Here is a 17,782-nt window from a genome sequence, read left to right on the forward strand (position 1 = left end):
ACAGTTCCACGAAGCGACGACTGGAACACGTTTCAGTTCTGCCGTTGGACTGGGTACGCTGACCGGGTGTCAGCATCCACTCAACCGGCGATCGAAGGCTGGTTCGCGACCGATGGTTCGGGGCTGCCCTATCTGATCGGCGGCAAGTGTCATCAGTGCGGGACGTTCGTGTTCCCGCCGCGGGCCAACAACTGCCCGAATCCGGCGTGCGACGGTGATGAGCTGGCTCAGGTGCCGCTGTCGCGGCGCGGGACGCTGTGGAGCTACACCGAGAACCGTTACGCTCCCCCGCCGCCGTACCCGGCGCCCGATCCGTTCGAGCCGTTCGCCGTTGCCGCCGTCGAGTTGGCCGATGAGGGGCTCATCGTGCTGGGCAAGGTCACCGACGGCACGCTGGCCGCCGACCTGAAGGTGGGCATGCAGATGGAGTTGACCACGATGCCGTTGTATGTCGATGACGACGGCGTCGAACACGTCGTCTACGCCTGGAGGATCGCCCCATGAGTCCTGAGCCGCTCTACATCCTGGGCGCGGGTATGCATCCCTGGGGTAAGTGGGGCCGCGACTTCACCGAATACGGTGTGGTGGCCGCTCGCTCGGCGCTGGCCGAGGCCGGGCTGGACTGGCGACAGATCCAACTCGTCGCCGGCGCCGACACCATCCGCAACGGCTATCCGGGCTTCGTGGCAGGCGCCACCTTCGCCCAGAAGCTGGGCTGGAACGGTGTGCCGGTCAGCTCGAGTTACGCCGCGTGCGCCAGCGGGTCGCAGGCGCTGCAGAGCGCGCGGGCCCAGATTCTGGCCGGTTTCTGCGATGTGGCATTGGTCATCGGCGCCGACACCACCCCCAAGGGGTTCTTCGCCCCGGTCGGCGGCGAACGCCGCAACGACCCCGACTGGCAGCGCTTCCACCTGATCGGGGCGACCAACACCGTGTACTTCGCGTTGCTGGCCCGCAGGCGCATGGATCTCTACGGCGCCACGCTGGAGGACTTCGCGGCGGTGAAGGTCAAGAACGCCCGCCACGGGCTGGACAACCCGAACGCGCGGTACCGCAAGGAAGCCACCATCGACGACGTGCTGGCCAGCCCGGTGGTCTCCGATCCGCTGCGGTTGCTGGACATCTGCGCGACCTCCGACGGGGCGGCGGCGCTCGTGGTGGCCAGCAAGTCCTTCGCCGAACAACACCTCGGCTCGCTCGAGGGGGTGCCCTCGGTGCGCGCGATCAGCACCGTCACCCCGCGGTATCCGCAGCATCTGCCCGAACTCCCAGACATCGCCACCGACTCCACCGCTGTGGTCAACGCGCCCGAGCGGGCGTTCAAAGACCAGATTCTCGACGCGGCCTACGCCGAAGCCGGCATCGGACCCGAGGACCTGAGCATGGCCGAGGTCTACGACTTGTCCACCGCACTGGAGCTGGATTGGTACGAACACCTGGGCCTGTGTCCCAAGGGCGAGGCCGAACAGTTGCTGCGCAGCGGTGCCACCACCATCGGCGGCCGCATTCCGGTCAACCCGTCGGGTGGGCTGGCGTGTTTCGGAGAGGCCATCCCCGCGCAGGCCATCGCGCAGGTCTGCGAATTGACCTGGCAGCTCAAGGGCCAGGCCACCGGCCGCCAGGTCGAGGGTGCCACCGTCGGAATCACCGCGAACCAGGGCCTTTTCGGACACGGCTCGTCCGTGATCGTTGCCCGTTAGCGAGTTTGCGCCCTACGGCGCCTCGTACTGGGGCGCGCTGGCGGTGTTCGCCCTGGGCGCCGCGCTGCTGGTGTGGGTCGGGCGCAGGCAGTCCGAGCAGCAGGCGCGCCGCTTCGGGCGAATCCTCGGTGCCGTCACCGCGGCCATCTACGCCGCGATCCTGGTCTACAACCTGATTCCGCCCGACATCGGCTACTCCGTCCCACTTCAGTTGACCGACCTCGCGACCGTTGTCGCCGCTTATGCGCTGTGGTCGCAGCGGACGTGGGCCTACACGCTGACCTACTACTGGGGCCTGGTGCTCAGCGTGCAGGCGTTGATCACCCCGGTGTTGCGGGGACCTGACTTCCCCCACTACCAATTTCTGGCGTTCTATGCGATCCACTTGATCGTCGTGTGGGCCGCGATCTATCTGACCTGGGGCCGCCGCATGCGGCCCGACTGGCACGGCTACCGGTTCGCTGTGCTGGTCACCACGATGTGGGTGGCGGTCACCGTCGCGTTCAATGCCGTCGCGGACACCAACTACGGCTTCCTCAACGCCAAGCCCGCCTCCGCGTCCCTGCTGGATTTCATGGGTCCCTGGCCGGTGTATCTCGTCGTGGCGGCGGCGTTGGTGTTCACGGTCTGGGCGCTGATGACGTGGCCGTGGGTGCGTCGCCGCTATGCGACGCCGAGGTAGGCGGCGCGGATGCTGTCGTCGTCGAGCAGTTCTCGCGCGTTGCCCTCCCGGGTCACCTCGCCGGTTTCCAGGATGTAGGCGCGGTCCGATCGGCTCAGCGCCTGTTGGGCGTTCTGCTCCACCAGCAGCACCGTGGTGCCCTTGGCGTTGATCTCGGCGATGATCTTGAAGATATGCGAGATCACCATCGGCGCAAGGCCCATCGACGGTTCGTCGAGCAGCAACACGCGCGGGCGGGCCATCAACGCCCGGCCGATCGACAGCATCTGCTGTTCGCCGCCAGACAGTGTGCCGCCGACCTGGCTGCGCCGCTCGGCCAGCCGCGGGAAGGTCTCCAGCACCCAGTCCAGCCTCGCCCGATGCTCCTGCTTGGAATCGAACTTCCTTCCATAGCAGCCCATTTCGAGGTTCTCGACGACCGTCATGCCAGGGAAGACCCCGCGTCCTTCCGGGGCCTGCACCAACCCGCGGATTGCGCGGTGGTGCGCCTTGACCTTGCTGATGTCGTCGCCTTCGAACCAGATCGATCCGGAGGTCAGTGGCAGCAACCCGGAGATCGCCCGCATCGTGGTGGTCTTGCCTGCGCCGTTGGAACCCAGGAGTGTAACCAGTTCGCCCTCGTGCACCGTCAGCGAGATTCCGTGCAGCGCAAGGATTCGCCCGTACTGCACGACGATGTCACGCAGTTCGAGCACCACGGGTCGCTGGCTTTGCGTTCGATCACTCGACTGTGTCATCGGGCACTCCCAGATAGGCTGCGATGACCGTCGGGTCTTCGCGGATCTCGGCGGGCAGGCCTTCGGCGATCTTGCGGCCGAACTCGAGCACCACGATGCGGTCGGTCACGCCCATCACCAGCCGCATGTCGTGTTCGATCAGCAACACGGTGTACCCGTCGTCGCGGATCTTCTGGATCAGCTCGATGAGTGCGGCCTTCTCGCGCGGGTTGAACCCGGCCGCGGGCTCGTCGAGGCACAGCAGCTTGGGCTCGGTGGCCAGTGCGCGTGCGATCTCGAGGCGTCGCTGATCGCCGTACGGCAGGTTCCTCGCCTTCTCCTCACCGCGGTGCGCGATCCCGACGAAATGCAGCAGCGCCGCGGCGCGTTCGACGGCCGAACGTTCCTCGCGGCGATGGCGCGGGGTCCGTAGCAGGGCGCCGGGTACCGAGGTGAAGTGCCTGGCGTCGGTGCCCACCATGACGTTCTCCAGCGCTGTCATCTCGCCCCACAGCCGGATGTTCTGGAAGGTGCGCGCGATCCCGCGGCGGGTGATCTGGTGGCGCTTGATCCGGCCCAGCGGGGCGCCGTCGAAGGTGACCGTTCCGGACGCCGGTCGGTACACGCCGGTGATGGCGTTGAAGCAGGTGGTTTTTCCCGCACCGTTCGGGCCGATCATGCCCAGGATCTCGCCACGCCGGATGTCGAAGGTCAGCGAGTCCAGCGCGATGAGGCCGCCGAACCGGACGGTCAGATCGTTGGTCTGAAGCAGTACCTCGCCCTCGGCCGCCCGAATGTCACGGTGTACTCCGGCGACTTCCTCGATTGTCACCGAACCGACTCCTTCTCCGGGGCAGCCAACAGCCGACGCGCCGCTTTGCCGTAGGACAGCAACTGCTGGCGAGCCGGGAACAACCCCTGCGGCCGGAAGATCATCAGCACGACCAACGCTATACCGAAGAACAGATACTTCAGGTCGCCCAGGTTGACGCCCAGGAACTCGACTCCCAGCAGGCGGTTGGGCAGGTACACGATGACGAACGCACCGACGATCACGCCGAGCTTGTTGCCCTGTCCACCGAGCACCACGGCGCACAGGAACAGCATCGAGTTGATGATGTTGAACGTCGGAGGCGCCACGAACTGTACCTGGCCGGCATACAACGCTCCGGACAGTCCTCCGATGGCTGCGCCGATCACGAAGGCCCACAGCTTGAACCGGAAGGCGTTGACGCCCATGATCTCGGCGGCGTCCTCGTCCTCACGGACGGCTATCCACGCGCGTCCGACGCGGCTGCGTTCGAGGTTGCCGACGAGCATCAGGATGACGACGATGAGCACCAGGCCCAGCCAGAACCACCAGGTGCCGTAGTTGGCGTCTCCCGTGGAGTTCGCGCTCGAGAAGACACCCTCGGGAAGGCGCTGCGTCTCTCCGACGCGGGGGTACTCGACGCCGGGAAGCCCTCGCGGGCCGTTGGTCACGTCGGCGAGATTGTCCGCCAGCAACCGGATGATCTCGCCGAACCCGAGCGTGACGATCGCCAGGTAGTCGCCGCGTAAGCGCAGCGTCGGAGTCCCGAGGATGAGGCCGGCCAGTGCCGTGATCGCCATCGCCAGGGGCACACACGACAGCCAGGCCCAGTCCTCGCTGAAGAACCCGTCGGGTCCGGTCCTGTTCCACGGGCTGCTCGGGCTGGTCAGTAGGGCGACCGTGTAGGCGCCGACGGCATAGAACCCGACATAGCCCAAGTCGAGCAGACCGGCTTGGCCTACAACGACATTGAGACCGATCGCGATGATTGCGACCATCGCGAACTGTGCCATGGTGCCGCCGAAGCTGATGTTGGGGGTGTTGAGAAACGGCGGTGGAAACAGGGGCAACAGCGCCAGTGCGCCGAACGCCAGTGCGCCGAATCCCCACTTCTGCACCCGCGACAATCCGTCCCACCATCGGCGAAGCGCGTCGCCGGGGGCCAGGAGCTTGTCGCTCGCCTTCATGCCCGGGCCTTTCCGAGGCTCTCTCCGAGGATGCCGGTAGGACGGAACAACAGCACCAACACCAGCAGCACGAACGCCACGACGTCGCGCCACTGGGTCCCGAACACCGCCTGGCCGTAGTTCTCCATGATGCCGAGTAACAGGCCGCCGAGTAGCGCGCCGCGCAGATTGCCGATACCCCCTAGTACGGCGGCCGAGAACGCCTTGATACCGAGCAGGAATCCGCCCGAGTAGATGATGCCCTGAGGCACCTTGAGGGTGTAGAGCAGTGCCGCAGCACCGGCGAGCAGTCCCCCGATCAGGAAGGTCGTCATGATGACGCGCTCGCGGGACACCCCCATCAAGGTCGCAGTGGTCGGGTCCTGGGCAACCGCGCGGATACCACGGCCGAATTTCGTGCGGTTGATCGCGACGTCGGTCATGAGGGCCAAGACCAGCGCCGCCACGACGATGATCAGCGTGATGTTGGTGACCGCCGCATCGAAGATCGCGAACTGAGTCTCGGGCTCCACCAGGCGAATCGGCTGCTGCGCGTTGGACCCACCGTAGCCGTCGATGATCTCGGGGAGAATGAAGTGAACGAATTCCTGTAGTGCGAAGGACATGCCGATCGCGGTGATCAGGAACGAGAGCCGTTCGGCGTTGCGTCTGCGCAGCGGACGGTACGCCACCGCTTCCAGGCCGACTGCGGTCGCACCGGACACCAGCATCGCGAACGCCATCGCGATGGCCAGATACAGCACCGTCAGCGCGATGCCGACGTCATAGGTGTTGCCGCTCGGTGTGAAACCCAGAATCATGTCCAGGCAGAAGTAGGCGCCGAACATGCCGAGCATGAACACCTCGGAGTGGGCGAAGTTGATCAGTTTGAGCACGCCGTACACCAGCGTGTACCCGACCGCGACCAGAGCGTAGATGGCACCCCAGGACAGACCGTCGATCGTCAACTGCCAGAAGCCCTCTCGCAGGCCCTCCAGGTTGAAGCTGATGTTGGCAAGGCAGGCGTACTGGTCGACGCACTGGGGACTCATCCGGCGGCGGGCTCCTCGAAGGCTGGTGACGAGAACGCGTCCGAGCCGTGCGGTCTCGGACGCGTCCTCGGTCGGTCGCTACTGGACCTTGTAGATCCAGATGAGGCTGGTGGTCAGCTCGCCGCTCGGAGTCCACTGATACTGCCGAGCCACCCCTTGGCCGTTGTAGTTGCGCACGTAATCCAGTAGCGCGGGCCGGGTGATGGCTCCCGAATCGATGCCCTTCAGCATGATGGTGCCGAGGTCGTAGCCCTCGGCGCTATAGGTGCCGGGTTCCTGGTTGAACTTCTGGGTGTACTCATCGGCCCACGCGCCGGTCGCCGGACCGCAGGGGCAGGACAGCACAGCGTCCTTCGACGATTGACCGGCCTGCTTGACGAATTCGGGGTCCTTCACACCGTCACCGCTGACGAAGGTGCCCTCGAAGCCGCCGTCTTTCAGCTGCTGCGCGAGCGGAGCCGCCTCGGCGTAGTACCCGCTGAAGAACACCGCGTCCGGAGCGGAGTTGTTGATCTGTGTCACCGCGGCGGAGAAGTCCTTGTCGCCCTTCTTGACCGAGATGTTGCACGACGGATCGGCGACCGGCCCGAGCGTCTCGCGAATCGCCTGGGCCAGTCCGAGTCCGTAGTCGGTGCTGTCGTCGACGACGCAGACCGTGGAGAAGCCGAGCCCGTTCTTCATGTAGTTGGCCACCGCAGGACCCTGTACACCGTCGTTGCCCAGCCCACGGAAGAACGTTCGCCAGCCCTTCTCCGACAGCGTGACATTGGTCGCCGACGCGGTGGCAGCCACCAGCCCGGCCTGATTGAAGACGTCGCCGGTGGCGTTGGTCTCACCGGAGAAGGCGGGTCCGATCAACCCTATGGTGAACGCGTCGTCCACGATCTGCGGTGCGATCTGGGTGGCCTTCTGGGGGTCGCCCTCGGTGTCGAACGTCTTGAGCTGGACCTGGCAGCCCGGATTGGCGGCGTTGTGCTTGTCAACGGCGAGTTGGACACCGTTCTTGATGTTGATACCCAACGCGGCGTCCGGACCGTTGAGCGCGCCGGCCATCGCCAGCGACACCGGCGGGCACTGCGCGTTGCCATCACCTGCCGGATCCGCCGCCGCCTCCTCTTCGGGCGCGGGGACCTCGGCGCCGCTCTGGTCGATCTGCACCTGCTCGACGATCTTCAGGTCGGTTTGTGCGCCGTCTCCCTCGCCGGGCTGGGACTGCTGGCAGCCGGCAAGCCCGAGTACAACCAGACTTGCGCCACTGATCGCAAATGCCTTCCGTGCCACGCCACCGCGCACACTTCACCTCCGGGTCAATGTTTTCGTCCGCATCGGCACCCGGTTCAGCTGGGCGGGGCGGCGATGCTTCGGGACGACCTTAGCCAACGCATGGCCCTGGTGCGTGCTGTTGGGAAATGCGTGGCGGCGATCCGGTGGCCGAACGCGGCGAAGTGCGCGGTCGGAAACGCAGTGTTTACCGGCGACCGACCGGGGAGCTAGTTGGTCACCGCGGTGTCGCCGGGCGTGTCGAGTGTTTCCAACACCACCTCGGCGACCCGCTTCATGGTGGTTCGGCGGTCCATGGCGGCGCGCTGGATCCACTTGAACGCTTCGGGCTCGGTCATCCCCTGCTTGGCCTGCAGCAGGCCCTTGGCGCGTTCGACCAGTTTGCGCGTCTCCAGACGATCCGACAGTGTCGCGACTTCGCGCTCGAGCGCGGAGATCTCGCTGAACCGGCTGACCGCAACCTCGATCGCCGGGATGAGGTCGGTGATGGTGAACGGTTTGACGAGGTAGGCCATCGCGCCCGCATCGCGGGCCCGCTCGACCAGTTCGCGCTGGCTGAAAGCGGTGAGGATGACGATCGGCGCGATGCGCTTTCCCGCGATCTCGGAGGCCGCGTCGATGCCGTCGCGACGCGGCATCTTCACGTCCATGATCACCAGGTCCGGTTTCAGGCTCACGGCAAGATCGACCGCCTCCTGCCCGTCGCCCGCCTCGCCGACGATCTCGTAACCCTCGTCGCGCAGCATCTCTGCCAAGTCCATCCGAATGAGCGCTTCGTCCTCGGCGACGAGAACGCGGCGTGCCTTGGGACTGTCGGCTTGTGACCCGGTCGTGGAGCCAGTCATGGAGCCCATTGTGGCGGTCGTGGCCGCGTTCAGCGACTTCGGGTCATCCTCTATCGTGGTAAGCCGCGCCGGGACGCCCTCGTAGCCCAATTGGCAGAGGCACACGACTCAAAATCGTGACAGTGTGAGTTCGAGTCTCACCGAGGGCACTCTCCTCCGTGCGGCCACCATCGAAACGCCGAGGTGGGTGATATCACAGCGCTAGGCTTCGTGCGTGGAGATGAGGTTTCGGCCGGTCTGCGTGCCTGAGTTGGCACTGGAGAGTCGAACGCCCGCCCGGGTCAGGCATTACGCCGACAGCGCGGCCCGCCAGCGCAGAGTGCTGAACGTGACCGCGATGATCAGCGTGGCCATCAGCATTTTCTTCGGCCTACACGGTCTGCTGTTCGGTGGTGATCTCTGGTGGATCTCGTTGATAAACTTCGGCAGCGCAGCGATTTTCGCGACAATTCCGCTGCTGTGCCGGCTCGGTGAACTCGTGGCCCCCCTGGTGTTCTTCGCGGTCGCCTACACCTCGATCGGCGTGCTCTGCGCACTCCTGGGCACGCAAACCGGGCTGCAGTTCTACTTCGTCGCCGCCGCCGCGATCACCGTCGTGGTCCTGGGCATCGACCACATAGTGCTGGCCGCGGTGCTTGCCGCACTGGGTGCGGTGTCGGTCGTGGTGCTGGAATTCTCGGTGCCCGAGGACACCGGCCGCAGCCAGATGGAGTCGGAACTCGTCTTCGTGCTGACGGTGGTGACCGCATGGATCCTCGTCGTCGCGACCCTGTGGTACGCCTTGCGCGAAATACGTCGTGCCCGTGAGGCGATGGAAGCCGAGTACGAACGCTCGGAGCGGTTGTTGGCCAACATCCTTCCCGCGACCATCGCCGAGCGGCTCAAGGATCCCAGTCGCACGGTCATCGCCGACAGCTACGACGACGCGGCGATCCTGTTCGCCGACATCGCCGGCTATACGAAACGGGCCAGTGACACCACGCCCGACGAGCTGGTCAGGTTCCTCGACCGGCTCTACACCGATCTCGACGCCCTTGTCGATCGGCATGGCCTGGAGAAGGTGAAGACCAGCGGGGACTCCTACATGGTGGTCAGCGGCGTGCCGCAACCGAGGCCGGACCACATCGAGGCGCTGGCCTGTCTGGCGCTTGACATGGCCGACGCGGTCGCCGGGCTCAGGGATCCGCACGGCCGGGAGGTACCGCTGCGCATCGGATTGGCCGCCGGCCCGGTCGTCGCCGGTGTCGTCGGCGCGCGCAAGTTCTTCTATGACGTGTGGGGCGACGCCGTCAACGTCGCGTCACGAATGGAGACCACCGACGTGGAGGGCAAGATCCAGGTGCCGAACGACGTTTACGAACGCCTCCGGGACACGTTCGCCTTCGAGCAGCGCGGCGAGGTCGACGTCAAAGGCAAGGGTGTCATGACGACCTGGTACCTCGTCGGGCGTCGCAACGACGCCGCGGTGTGCCCCGCCGCCGATCGGGAACCGGTCAGCGGTCAGAGAGCTCACTCGGCTTGAGGCGCTCGGCAAGCGCTCCGAGTCGCCACAGGGTTTCTCGATTGCGCGGGTAGACCACCATGTCCGAGAGCCGGTTGGGCATGACGGCCGCGGGCCCGCTGATGGGGAACTCCTGCATTTCGACTCGGCAGCCGTCCGGAATGTCGCTCAGCCGCAGGATGATCCGAGCGTTCCCGAACGGTCGGCCTTTGGCGTGTAGTACCAACTTCTCCGTCGGCACACATTCCTCGACCAGGGTCTTGTCGTTCAACAACAGCGGCCAGACACCGATTGAATGACGGATAACGGAGCCGGCCGCCGGCCAGTCGGGATCCACGGCGCGCATCCGGCTGTTGCCGACAACCCACTGGGAGTACGTCCATCCATCGGCCATCACGTCCCACACTTGCCGGCGGGAGGCGTGGATATCGCGAGTCACAGTCACCCGGGGGATATACCCGCATCGCCGGAAACGACGCACGGGACCGCCGGCAGCGGGTTAAATTTTTGAGTTCTCCGACTTGATCAGCCAGGCGAGTTTCTCCAGGCCGTCGATCAGTTGATGCAGGATGTCTGCGGTGCTGGGGTCTTCGGCATCGACCGCATCGTGCACCGCCCGCAGGGTGTCGACCGTGGCGTAGATGCGCGCCGTGATCAGTTCGACGACCTCGGTCGAGCTGCGCTCGTAGGCCGGAAACTGCGGCAACGTCGTGTCGGCCGCCACGGTGTCCGATCGGCCGTCGGGCACAGCGTCCAGGGCCCGCATGCGCTCGGCCACCGTGTCACTGGCGTCCCTGGCGAAGTCGACCAGCTCATCGAGCTGCAGGTGCAGGTCGCGGAAGTTGGTGCCGACGACGTTCCAGTGCGCCTGCTTACCCTGAAGGTGCAGTTCGATGAGGTCGACGAGCACCCGCTGCAAGCTGGTGCTGAGTTCCGTCGACGCCTGGAACCCTTGGATCTCTGCTTCTGTGCGACGTGATGTACCCATAACTGCTTCAACACCTCCTAATCTGGAATAAGTCCATTTTAGCGAGTGCCGGCCATCACATCGGTGGGTTTCTCATCCTGTTTGGCCAGCATCCGCGCGTAAGTCGCGCCGGTACCGAGCAGGATCAGACCCACGACGATGAACACGGTCACCCGGAAGATGCCGTCGAGCGTGCCGAGGTCGAAGAGAAACAACTTGGCCATTGCCACCGCGACCAGGGCCAGTCCCCCGCCGATGGGAAGTGAGCGCTCAGGCCTCGGCAACCGAACGGCGTGGCCGAACAGCGCTGCGGCCACCGCGATCCAACAGATGGTGGCGGCCATGTGGCCTGCCAGGAAGCCGCCGTCCTGGCCGCCGATCAGCACGCCGGCGGTCACCGTGGACGTCGTGACCGTGTAGAGCGCCACGCCTGCCGCTGTGCCCCACGCCACGTTGTCCCGACGCGGCAGCGACCAGACCAGCACGGTGGCGCACGCGGTGAGCAGGAGTCCGGTGACAAGCGTCGAAGCCGCGTGGGCGATCGGGACGTCGACTGGATGCACCAGCGCGAACGGCGGCGCGTAACTCAGATAGAGGCCACCGCCGATGAGCGTGAAGCCCGCCGCCGTCCACCGCGCGGCGGGCAGGCGCCGACCCGCAATCGCCACCACCAGCGCCATGCCGAGTAACACCGGGCCGGCGATGTAGCCGTCGAACGCCAACAGCACCGCCGTCACCGCCGAAACGGCCGACAGCGCGACCCAGACAGCGCGCACCACGCGGTCGCCGCCGATGCAGCGTTGACCTGCCAGCAGAACCGCCGACACGGCGGCGGCCAGCGCGGCAGCCATGAGTGCCGCAGCCACCCGATCGACGGCCAACGCCGCGCACAGGACGGGCAGGGTCCCCGCCGACGTCAGCAGCGCCAGCACGGCCCTGTTCGCCGTCTGCGGCCCCAGGATCAACGCCGAGGCGATGGCCAGCACGGCCGCGATGCCGCAGGCGCCGGCCAGCCACGCGCCGTGCCCGTCGTCGAAGTGCACTGCCAGAAGCGCTATCAGCAGAGGCAGCGTGCTCGCGGCGATGCGCGCCGCATGCAGCCAGAGCCAGTCCTTGCCGAGTTGCACCGGCAGGGACGCCGCGGCCAGCGTGAGCATGTAGCCGACGAGCAGCAGAGAGATCCCGCCGGCCACGACGGGTGCGAGCACCAGCAGGGGGACCAGCACGAGCAGCCCCAGATGCTCGGAGTCCCAGCGGCGGGCCATGGTCAGTCCGCCGCCGCCGATCGCGGCGGCGAGCACCAGCCCGACCGGCGCCGCCAGCCAGCCGTAGATGGTCGTCGCCGCGACCACATCCATGTACGCCCCCGCGATCCCGGTGGCGGCCAGGGCAATTGCCCCGGTGCGGCCGCCGGGGCGCGCATTGAGCCAGACGGCCGCGCCGACCAGGACGGAAGCGAGCACCGCCCCGCCCGCCACCCTCATCTCGGGCCGCAGAATCCCGGCCTGGGCGGCGAGTACCAGGAGCAGCACGATGCCGACCAGCGTGACGGCGACTCCTGCGACAGCGAGGAGCTTGCCGACCCAGCCCTCGTCGCGCATCGGCTTCGGCGCAGGCGGAACCGGCGCCTGCATCGGCAGTACGGGCGGTGGAGCCTGGTACTGCGGTGGGGGCGTCGGGAAGTACGACGTCGGCGGTACGGCCGGCCGCTCGGCCAGCATCCGGTCGAGCACCGCGATGCCGGCCGTCACCCTGGCCAATTGTTGTGAGAGCGCAGCGACGTCTGCGGACAATCGGGCGACGACGGCGCGATGCGGTTCGGTCATATCGGTCATCGTCACAGTCGTGCGGCCGGAACGGATGAGTAGGACTACTCGTCCAGGCCGTGTTCGATTGCGTAGCGGGCGAGTTCTACCCGGTTGGCGACCTGCAGCTTGCGGAACGTCGCCTGCACGTGGTTCTCGACCGTTCGGTGGCTCAGTGACAACCGGCTCGCGATCTGCTTGGCGGTCAGGCCTTTCGCCACGTAGCGCAGGACCTCCGTCTCGCGTTCGGTGAGTCTGGGTGTCTCCGGACCCGGCGCCTGCGCGATGCGGCGGTACTCCCCCAGCACCAGCCCGGCAAGCCCCGGCGTGAATACCGCACGACCGTCCGCGGTGGCCCGCACCGCGTCGCCGAGCTCCTGCTTCGACGCGCTCTTGACCAGATAGCCCGTCGCACCGGCCTTCACCGCTTCGAGCACATCGTCGCGCTCGTCGGAGGCCGACAGCACCAGGATCCGCGAAGAGGGCGAAACCGCGAGCACCTCCGCAGTCGCCCGTGCTCCGTCACCGTCGGAGAGCCGCATGTCCATGACGACGACGTCGGGGCGGACGACGCCGGCCCGACGCCGGGCCGAGGCGACCCCTTCGGCGGTGGCGACGACCGTGAAACCGTCCTCGGCGAGGTCGCGCGCGACCGCATCCCGCCAGATGGGATGGTCGTCGACGACCATCACCGTCGGGGCAGCGTCAATTCCCATTCCGTCCCGCTTCCCGGGCCGGTGTGCAGCGTGGCGGTGCCGCCCAGCCATGTCATTCGGCCCACGATCGATTTCGACACTCCCACCCGGCCTTCGCGCACCGCCTGGTCCAGACGGCCCTCGGGAATGCCCACACCGTCGTCGCGGATGCTGACGGTGACCGCATCTCCGAGATCCTCCAGCAGCACATAGGCGCGCGCATCCGGGCCGGCGTGTGCGGCGACGTTGTCGAGGGCATTGACGGCCGCCGCGCACAGTTCTGCGGCCTGTGCCGCCTCGAGCAACACCGGTTCGGAGGGCAGGCTGACAGAGACACGGTCGGACGCGCGCTGACGCAGCAGCGCACCGAGATCAGTCATCGCGCCGGCCCTGGGTTCGGCATCGGCCGAGCTGACCAGCCTGCGCAGCGCTCGCTCCTGCTCACCGGCCAGCTCGGCGAGTTCGGCTGTCTCCCCGCCGATCTCGCGGCCCCGGCGGGACACCAGCGCCAACACCTGGATTGCACCGTCGTGCACCTGGCGCGACAGTCGCGCGCGTTCCTGGTGCGCCGCGGCCAGCCGGGTCGCCTGCTCGAGCTCGGCGTGCGCCCGGCGGGCGGTCTGCGCGGCCATTCCCACTGCCAGCCCGACGGCGAGTTCGATGACGATCGTCGCGTTGCGGCCGAGGTCGTAGTTGATGAAGCCCTTGACGACCGTGCTGGCGATCATCACGACCACACCCGTTGCCATCCCGGCGATCGGTCCGGAAACGATGGCGGCCGAGATGGTGGCGTTGGTGGCCCACAAGGTAGTCGGCCAGGACTGATTGTCGAAGCCCCACTGCGAGGAGGCGACCACCTCCGTCGACAGGACCAGCGCCACGACGACCAGGATTTCGGCCACCACCCACAATGGCCGCCTGCCGAAACCGTGGAGGTAGGCCACCGCACAGGCGATGCTCCACCCGATCAGGACGGCGAACAGCAGCCACGCCAAACCGGGCCGCTCGAGGTTGTCGTTGACGGCGAACTGGAAACCCAGTGCGTAAAGGGTACTTAGCAGCCGGAACACCTGCGCCGCGCGCCACAGCGGCGTCGCCGGGTCCGGCGTGCTGTCCGGCATTCGGCTACAGGACCTTGGAAAGGAACGCCTTAGTGCGGTCGTGTTTCGGATTGCCGAGCACCTCGCGAGGCAGTCCGCTCTCCACGACGACGCCGCCGTCCATGAACACCAGGTGGTTGGCCACCTCGCGGGCGAAGCCCATCTCGTGGGTGACCACCACCATCGTCATTCCCTCGGCCGCAAGCTTTTTCATCACCTCGAGCACCTCGCCGACGAGTTCGGGATCCAGCGCAGAGGTGGGCTCGTCGAACAACATCAGCTTCGGGTTCATGGCCAGTGCCCGCGCGATCGCCACCCGCTGTTGCTGGCCGCCCGAAAGCTGCGCCGGATACGCGTCGGCCTTCTCCGACATCCCGACTTGCTTGAGTAGATCCTTACCGCGCGCGACGGCCTCGTGCTTCTTGACGCGTTTGACATGGATGGGCGCCTCGATGATGTTCTCCAGCGCCGTCCGGTGTGGGAAGAGATTGAAGTGCTGGAAGACCATGCCGATGTCGCGCCGTTGCCTGGCAGCGTCCTTCGGCGACATCTCGTACAACTTCTTGCCCTTGTCGCGGTAGCCGATCAGCTCGCCGTCGACATACAACCGGCCGGCGTTGACTTGTTCGAGATGGTTGATGCAGCGCAGAAACGTCGACTTGCCCGAACCCGACGGCCCCACCATCACCAGCACCTCCCCCTTGCCGATCTCCAGCGTGATGCCCTTGAGGACCTCGAGGGCACCGAAGCTCTTGCAGACGCTTTCGGCTTTCACCATCGGCGCAGTCATAGGTGTCCCTCCGCGGTCTGCGCCTTGGCAAGGGCTTGGAGTTGCTTGGTCGTCAGCTTCCTTGATGCACCGCGCGAGAAGTGACGCTCCAGATAGAACTGGCCGACCATCAGCACGCTGGTGATGACGAGATACCACGTCGCCGCCACCAACAGCAGCGGCACCGGTTCGAAGATGCGTGCGGCGATCTCGCGCGAGGTGATGCCGTAGAGGTCCAGAGTGAACGGGACCGCGGTCACCAGCGACGTGGTTTTCAGCATGCTGATGACCTCGTTGCCGGTCGGCGGGATGATTACCCGCATCGCCTGGGGAAGCACGGTGCGGCGCATGGTCATCCCCCACGACATGCCCAGCGCGGTCGAGGCCTCGGCCTGTCCCTCCGGCACGGAAGTTATTCCGGCGCGGATGATCTCGGCCATGTAAGCCGCCTCGTTCAGCGCCAGGCCGATGATCGCGAGCAGGAACGGTATGGACAACGACTGCAAATTCAGCTCGAAGAGGGACGGTCCGAACGGCACGCCCAGCCGGATGTTCTGGTAAATGGTCGGAATCAGGCCCCAGAACACCAACTGCACGTACACCGGGGTGCCACGGAAGATCCACAGGTAGGCCCAGGCCACGGAGCGCAGCACCGGGTTCGGGGACAGCCGCATCACCGCGAGTATCACCCCGAGCACGATCGCCGCCACCATCGAGTAGATGGTCAACTGCAGGGTGTTGACGACGCCGACCTTCAGCACCCGCTCGTTGAACAGGTACTCCAGGTAGGTCGACCAGCGGTATGCGTCGTTCGTCACTGCGCCATAGAGGAACAGCCCGACCAGAACGAGGATGACGACCGCCGCCACCCACCGCCAGGGATGCCGAAGTGGCACGGCGTCGATGGCAGCGGGAGTGGTGGGTGGCGACGTGTCAACCGCGGTCATGGCGAAATCCTCAGTTGACAGCGCCGTTGATGACGGGCTTGTCGATCATCCCGTTCTCCACGCCCCAGTTCTTGGCGATCTCCTCGTACTGGCCGTTCTCGATGAGGTGCTCGAGTGCCATCTTCAGCGACTGTGCGAGCGGCGAGCCCTTCTGCACCGGCCAGCCGTACGGTGCCGAGTCGAAGATCTCACCGGCGGCCTCGAGTTTTCCGTTGCTCTGCTTGATGGCGTACGAGGTGACCGGGGAATCCGCAGACATCGCTTCGACCTGGCCGAGCACGACCGCGTTGGTCGCGGCGTCCTGTCCGTCGAACGCAACGATCTCGATCGGCGGTTTCCCGCTGTCGGTGCACGCCTTGCTCTTTGCGGGCAGTTCCTCGGTCTCCTGTGTGGTGGTCGCCTGCACCGCGACCTTCTTGCCGCAGGCATTGTTCGGGTCGATGGGCGCACCGGGCCGCTGGGCCCACAGTGTGCCCGCGCTGAAGTAGGTGACGAAGTCGACCGACTGCTCGCGTTCCTTCGTGTCGGTGAACGACGACATGCCGACGTTGTAGGTGCCGCCCTGGATCGACGGGATGATCTTGGCGAAGTCGGACTCTCGGTACTCGGGGGTCAGGCCCAGTGTCGCCGCGATCGCGTCCATTAGGTCGACGTCGAACCCGACGATCTCTCCACTGGGATCCTTGAATTCGTTGGGCGGGTAGGGAATGTTGACCCCGACCACCAACTTGCCGGACGACTTGATGGCCTCGGGAACAGTGTTGGCGATCTCGTCGACCTTCTGGGCCGACACGGTCGGCGCCGCGCTGGTGGTCTCGCTGCCACCCCCGGTCTCGCTCGCGCATCCCGTGAGCGTGAGTGCGCCGGCCGCGGCGAGCACCGCGGCGAAGCGCCAGAATCTGCCCCGGCGGGTCTGACAGTCTCCAGACACGTCTGCCTCTACTTTCTGCTTCGTGGACCCGGCGCGAAGCGCCGGTAACGGAACAGTAAGCCAGCTTGTGCGCTGTGGCAGGAGAACGATTAGCCCGGCGCGACGACCGCGCTGCCGATTCGCCACGCCGAATCCGTTTCGCTGTGCCAAGCTTTCGCCATGGTGAATCTCGCTCCGCCCGGCATGCTGCAGCATCTCTGGAAATCGACCCTGCTCTCCGGGGTTCTCGCCGTCGCGCTCGGCGTACTCATCTGGCTCTGGCCGGGCATCACCATCGTCGTTGCGGCGATATTCTTCGGCGCCTATCTGCTGGTCGCCGGTATTGCGCAGGTGATATTCGCCTTCAGCCTGCACGTCTCGGCCGGTGGGCGGGTGCTGCTGTTCATCTCCGGGGCCGCGGCGCTGATCCTTGCTGTGCTGTGTTTCCGTAGTTTGCAGGAGTCGATCCTGCTGCTGGCGATCTGGATCGGCATCGGCTTCATCTTCCGCGGCGTGGCCACCGCGGTGTCGGCGATCAGCGATCCGACGCTGCCCGGCCGCGCGTGGGAGATCTTCATCGGAGTCGTCAGCCTGATCGCCGGCGTGGTGATGCTGGCCGCGCCGTTCGAGTCGATCGAGACGCTGACCATCGTGGTGGGCATCTGGCTGATCGTGCTGGGGGTGTTCGAGATCGTCTCCGCGTTCGGTATCCGCAAGGCGTCGAAGAACCTCGCGACGCTGACCGGGGCGCGCAACACCGACGAACCGCCCGCGCAACCGCTCGTAGAACAGGCGTAACGACACTTCGAGGCGAGTCCAAAAGCCCCTAGCGAAA

The 17,782-nt window shown here is 66.2% G+C and carries 19 protein-coding genes and 1 tRNA gene; 6 read left to right on the forward strand and 14 right to left on the reverse strand.

Annotated elements, in window-relative coordinates; genetic code table 11:
• Positions 1-66: 66 nt before the first annotated feature.
• The 3 genes from K3G64_RS21445 to K3G64_RS21455 are packed head-to-tail and all read left to right on the forward strand — an operon-like array spanning position 67 to position 2,382.
• Positions 67-504 carry a Zn-ribbon domain-containing OB-fold protein gene (locus K3G64_RS21445; protein WP_238887111.1) on the forward strand — a complete coding sequence of 146 codons (438 nt, stop codon included), beginning with the start codon at positions 67-69 and terminating at the stop codon, positions 502-504.
• Positions 501-1,700, forward strand: coding sequence for a lipid-transfer protein (locus tag K3G64_RS21450; protein WP_238887112.1), 1,200 nt, complete (start codon positions 501-503; stop codon positions 1,698-1,700). Before K3G64_RS21445 ends, K3G64_RS21450 begins: the two co-directional genes overlap by 4 nt.
• Positions 1,690-2,382, forward strand: a complete 693-nt coding sequence (locus K3G64_RS21455; RefSeq protein ID WP_238887113.1) for a YwaF family protein — start codon at positions 1,690-1,692, stop codon at positions 2,380-2,382. The genes K3G64_RS21450 and K3G64_RS21455 overlap by 11 nt, the downstream gene beginning before the upstream one ends.
• Here K3G64_RS21455 and K3G64_RS21460 read toward each other — a convergent pair.
• From K3G64_RS21460 to K3G64_RS21485, 6 genes are all read right to left on the reverse strand, one after another.
• Complete coding sequence (locus tag K3G64_RS21460; RefSeq protein ID WP_238887114.1) at positions 2,364-3,119, reverse strand: ABC transporter ATP-binding protein; 756 nt, start codon at positions 3,117-3,119, stop codon at positions 2,364-2,366. The two genes, K3G64_RS21455 and K3G64_RS21460, sit on opposite strands and share 19 nt — an antisense overlap.
• The gene (locus K3G64_RS21465; protein ID WP_238887115.1) at positions 3,103-3,930 is read right to left on the reverse strand and encodes an ABC transporter ATP-binding protein; all 828 of its coding nucleotides are present in this window, start codon (positions 3,928-3,930) and stop codon (positions 3,103-3,105) included. The genes K3G64_RS21460 and K3G64_RS21465 overlap by 17 nt, the downstream gene beginning before the upstream one ends.
• A complete protein-coding gene (locus K3G64_RS21470; RefSeq protein WP_238887116.1) occupies positions 3,927-5,096 on the reverse strand; it encodes a branched-chain amino acid ABC transporter permease in 1,170 nt (389 codons plus the stop codon). The genes K3G64_RS21465 and K3G64_RS21470 overlap by 4 nt, the downstream gene beginning before the upstream one ends.
• Entirely contained in the window at positions 5,093-6,127 is a 1,035-nt protein-coding gene (locus K3G64_RS21475; protein WP_238887117.1) for a branched-chain amino acid ABC transporter permease, read from the reverse strand. Before K3G64_RS21475 ends, K3G64_RS21470 begins: the two co-directional genes overlap by 4 nt.
• 78 nt (positions 6,128-6,205) lie before the next feature.
• Positions 6,206-7,420, reverse strand: a complete 1,215-nt coding sequence (locus K3G64_RS21480) for a branched-chain amino acid ABC transporter substrate-binding protein (RefSeq protein WP_238887118.1) — start codon at positions 7,418-7,420, stop codon at positions 6,206-6,208.
• Positions 7,421-7,617: 197 nt separating this feature from the next.
• On the reverse strand, positions 7,618-8,253 hold the full coding sequence (locus K3G64_RS21485) for an ANTAR domain-containing response regulator (RefSeq protein WP_238887119.1): 636 nt from the start codon (positions 8,251-8,253) through the stop codon (positions 7,618-7,620).
• A gap of 75 nt (positions 8,254-8,328) precedes the next feature.
• On the opposite strand from K3G64_RS21485, the gene K3G64_RS21490 reads away from it, so the two are divergent.
• A tRNA-Leu gene (locus K3G64_RS21490) sits at positions 8,329-8,402 on the forward strand.
• A gap of 71 nt (positions 8,403-8,473) precedes the next feature.
• A complete protein-coding gene (locus K3G64_RS21495; RefSeq protein ID WP_238950906.1) occupies positions 8,474-9,775 on the forward strand; it encodes an adenylate/guanylate cyclase domain-containing protein in 1,302 nt (433 codons plus the stop codon).
• Here the strand turns inward: K3G64_RS21495 and K3G64_RS21500 are convergent.
• Genes K3G64_RS21500 through K3G64_RS21535 form a run of 8 tightly spaced genes read right to left on the reverse strand, consistent with a single transcriptional unit; the run spans position 9,747 to position 16,968 of the window.
• On the reverse strand, positions 9,747-10,199 hold the full coding sequence (locus K3G64_RS21500; protein ID WP_238887120.1) for an SRPBCC family protein: 453 nt from the start codon (positions 10,197-10,199) through the stop codon (positions 9,747-9,749). The two genes, K3G64_RS21495 and K3G64_RS21500, sit on opposite strands and share 29 nt — an antisense overlap.
• Positions 10,200-10,253: 54 nt before the next feature.
• A complete protein-coding gene (locus tag K3G64_RS21505) occupies positions 10,254-10,742 on the reverse strand; it encodes a Dps family protein (protein WP_238887121.1) in 489 nt (162 codons plus the stop codon).
• Positions 10,743-10,780: 38 nt separating this feature from the next.
• Positions 10,781-12,547 (reverse strand): DUF2339 domain-containing protein, encoded by a 1,767-nt coding sequence (locus K3G64_RS21510; protein ID WP_238887122.1) that lies wholly within the window; start codon positions 12,545-12,547, stop codon positions 10,781-10,783.
• Positions 12,548-12,591: 44 nt separating this feature from the next.
• On the reverse strand, positions 12,592-13,242 hold the full coding sequence (locus K3G64_RS21515) for a response regulator (RefSeq protein WP_238887123.1): 651 nt from the start codon (positions 13,240-13,242) through the stop codon (positions 12,592-12,594).
• Positions 13,215-14,342 carry a MacS family sensor histidine kinase gene (macS, locus tag K3G64_RS21520; protein ID WP_238887124.1) on the reverse strand — a complete coding sequence of 376 codons (1,128 nt, stop codon included), beginning with the start codon at positions 14,340-14,342 and terminating at the stop codon, positions 13,215-13,217. Before macS ends, K3G64_RS21515 begins: the two co-directional genes overlap by 28 nt.
• Before the next feature lie 4 nt (positions 14,343-14,346).
• On the reverse strand, positions 14,347-15,099 hold the full coding sequence (locus K3G64_RS21525) for an amino acid ABC transporter ATP-binding protein (RefSeq protein ID WP_238950908.1): 753 nt from the start codon (positions 15,097-15,099) through the stop codon (positions 14,347-14,349).
• An 8-nt stretch (positions 15,100-15,107) separates the two neighbouring features.
• Positions 15,108-16,037 (reverse strand): amino acid ABC transporter permease, encoded by a 930-nt coding sequence (locus K3G64_RS21530; protein WP_238887125.1) that lies wholly within the window; start codon positions 16,035-16,037, stop codon positions 15,108-15,110.
• A 10-nt stretch (positions 16,038-16,047) separates the two neighbouring features.
• A complete protein-coding gene (locus K3G64_RS21535) occupies positions 16,048-16,968 on the reverse strand; it encodes an ABC transporter substrate-binding protein (RefSeq protein WP_238887126.1) in 921 nt (306 codons plus the stop codon).
• A gap of 159 nt (positions 16,969-17,127) precedes the next feature.
• Between K3G64_RS21535 and K3G64_RS21540 the strand changes: the two genes are divergently transcribed.
• Positions 17,128-17,745 carry an HdeD family acid-resistance protein gene (locus K3G64_RS21540; RefSeq protein ID WP_238887127.1) on the forward strand — a complete coding sequence of 206 codons (618 nt, stop codon included), beginning with the start codon at positions 17,128-17,130 and terminating at the stop codon, positions 17,743-17,745.
• Positions 17,746-17,782: the final 37 nt, after the last annotated feature.

Source organism: Mycobacterium sp. IDR2000157661, assembly GCF_022317005.1.
Classification (GTDB): domain Bacteria; phylum Actinomycetota; class Actinomycetes; order Mycobacteriales; family Mycobacteriaceae; genus Mycobacterium.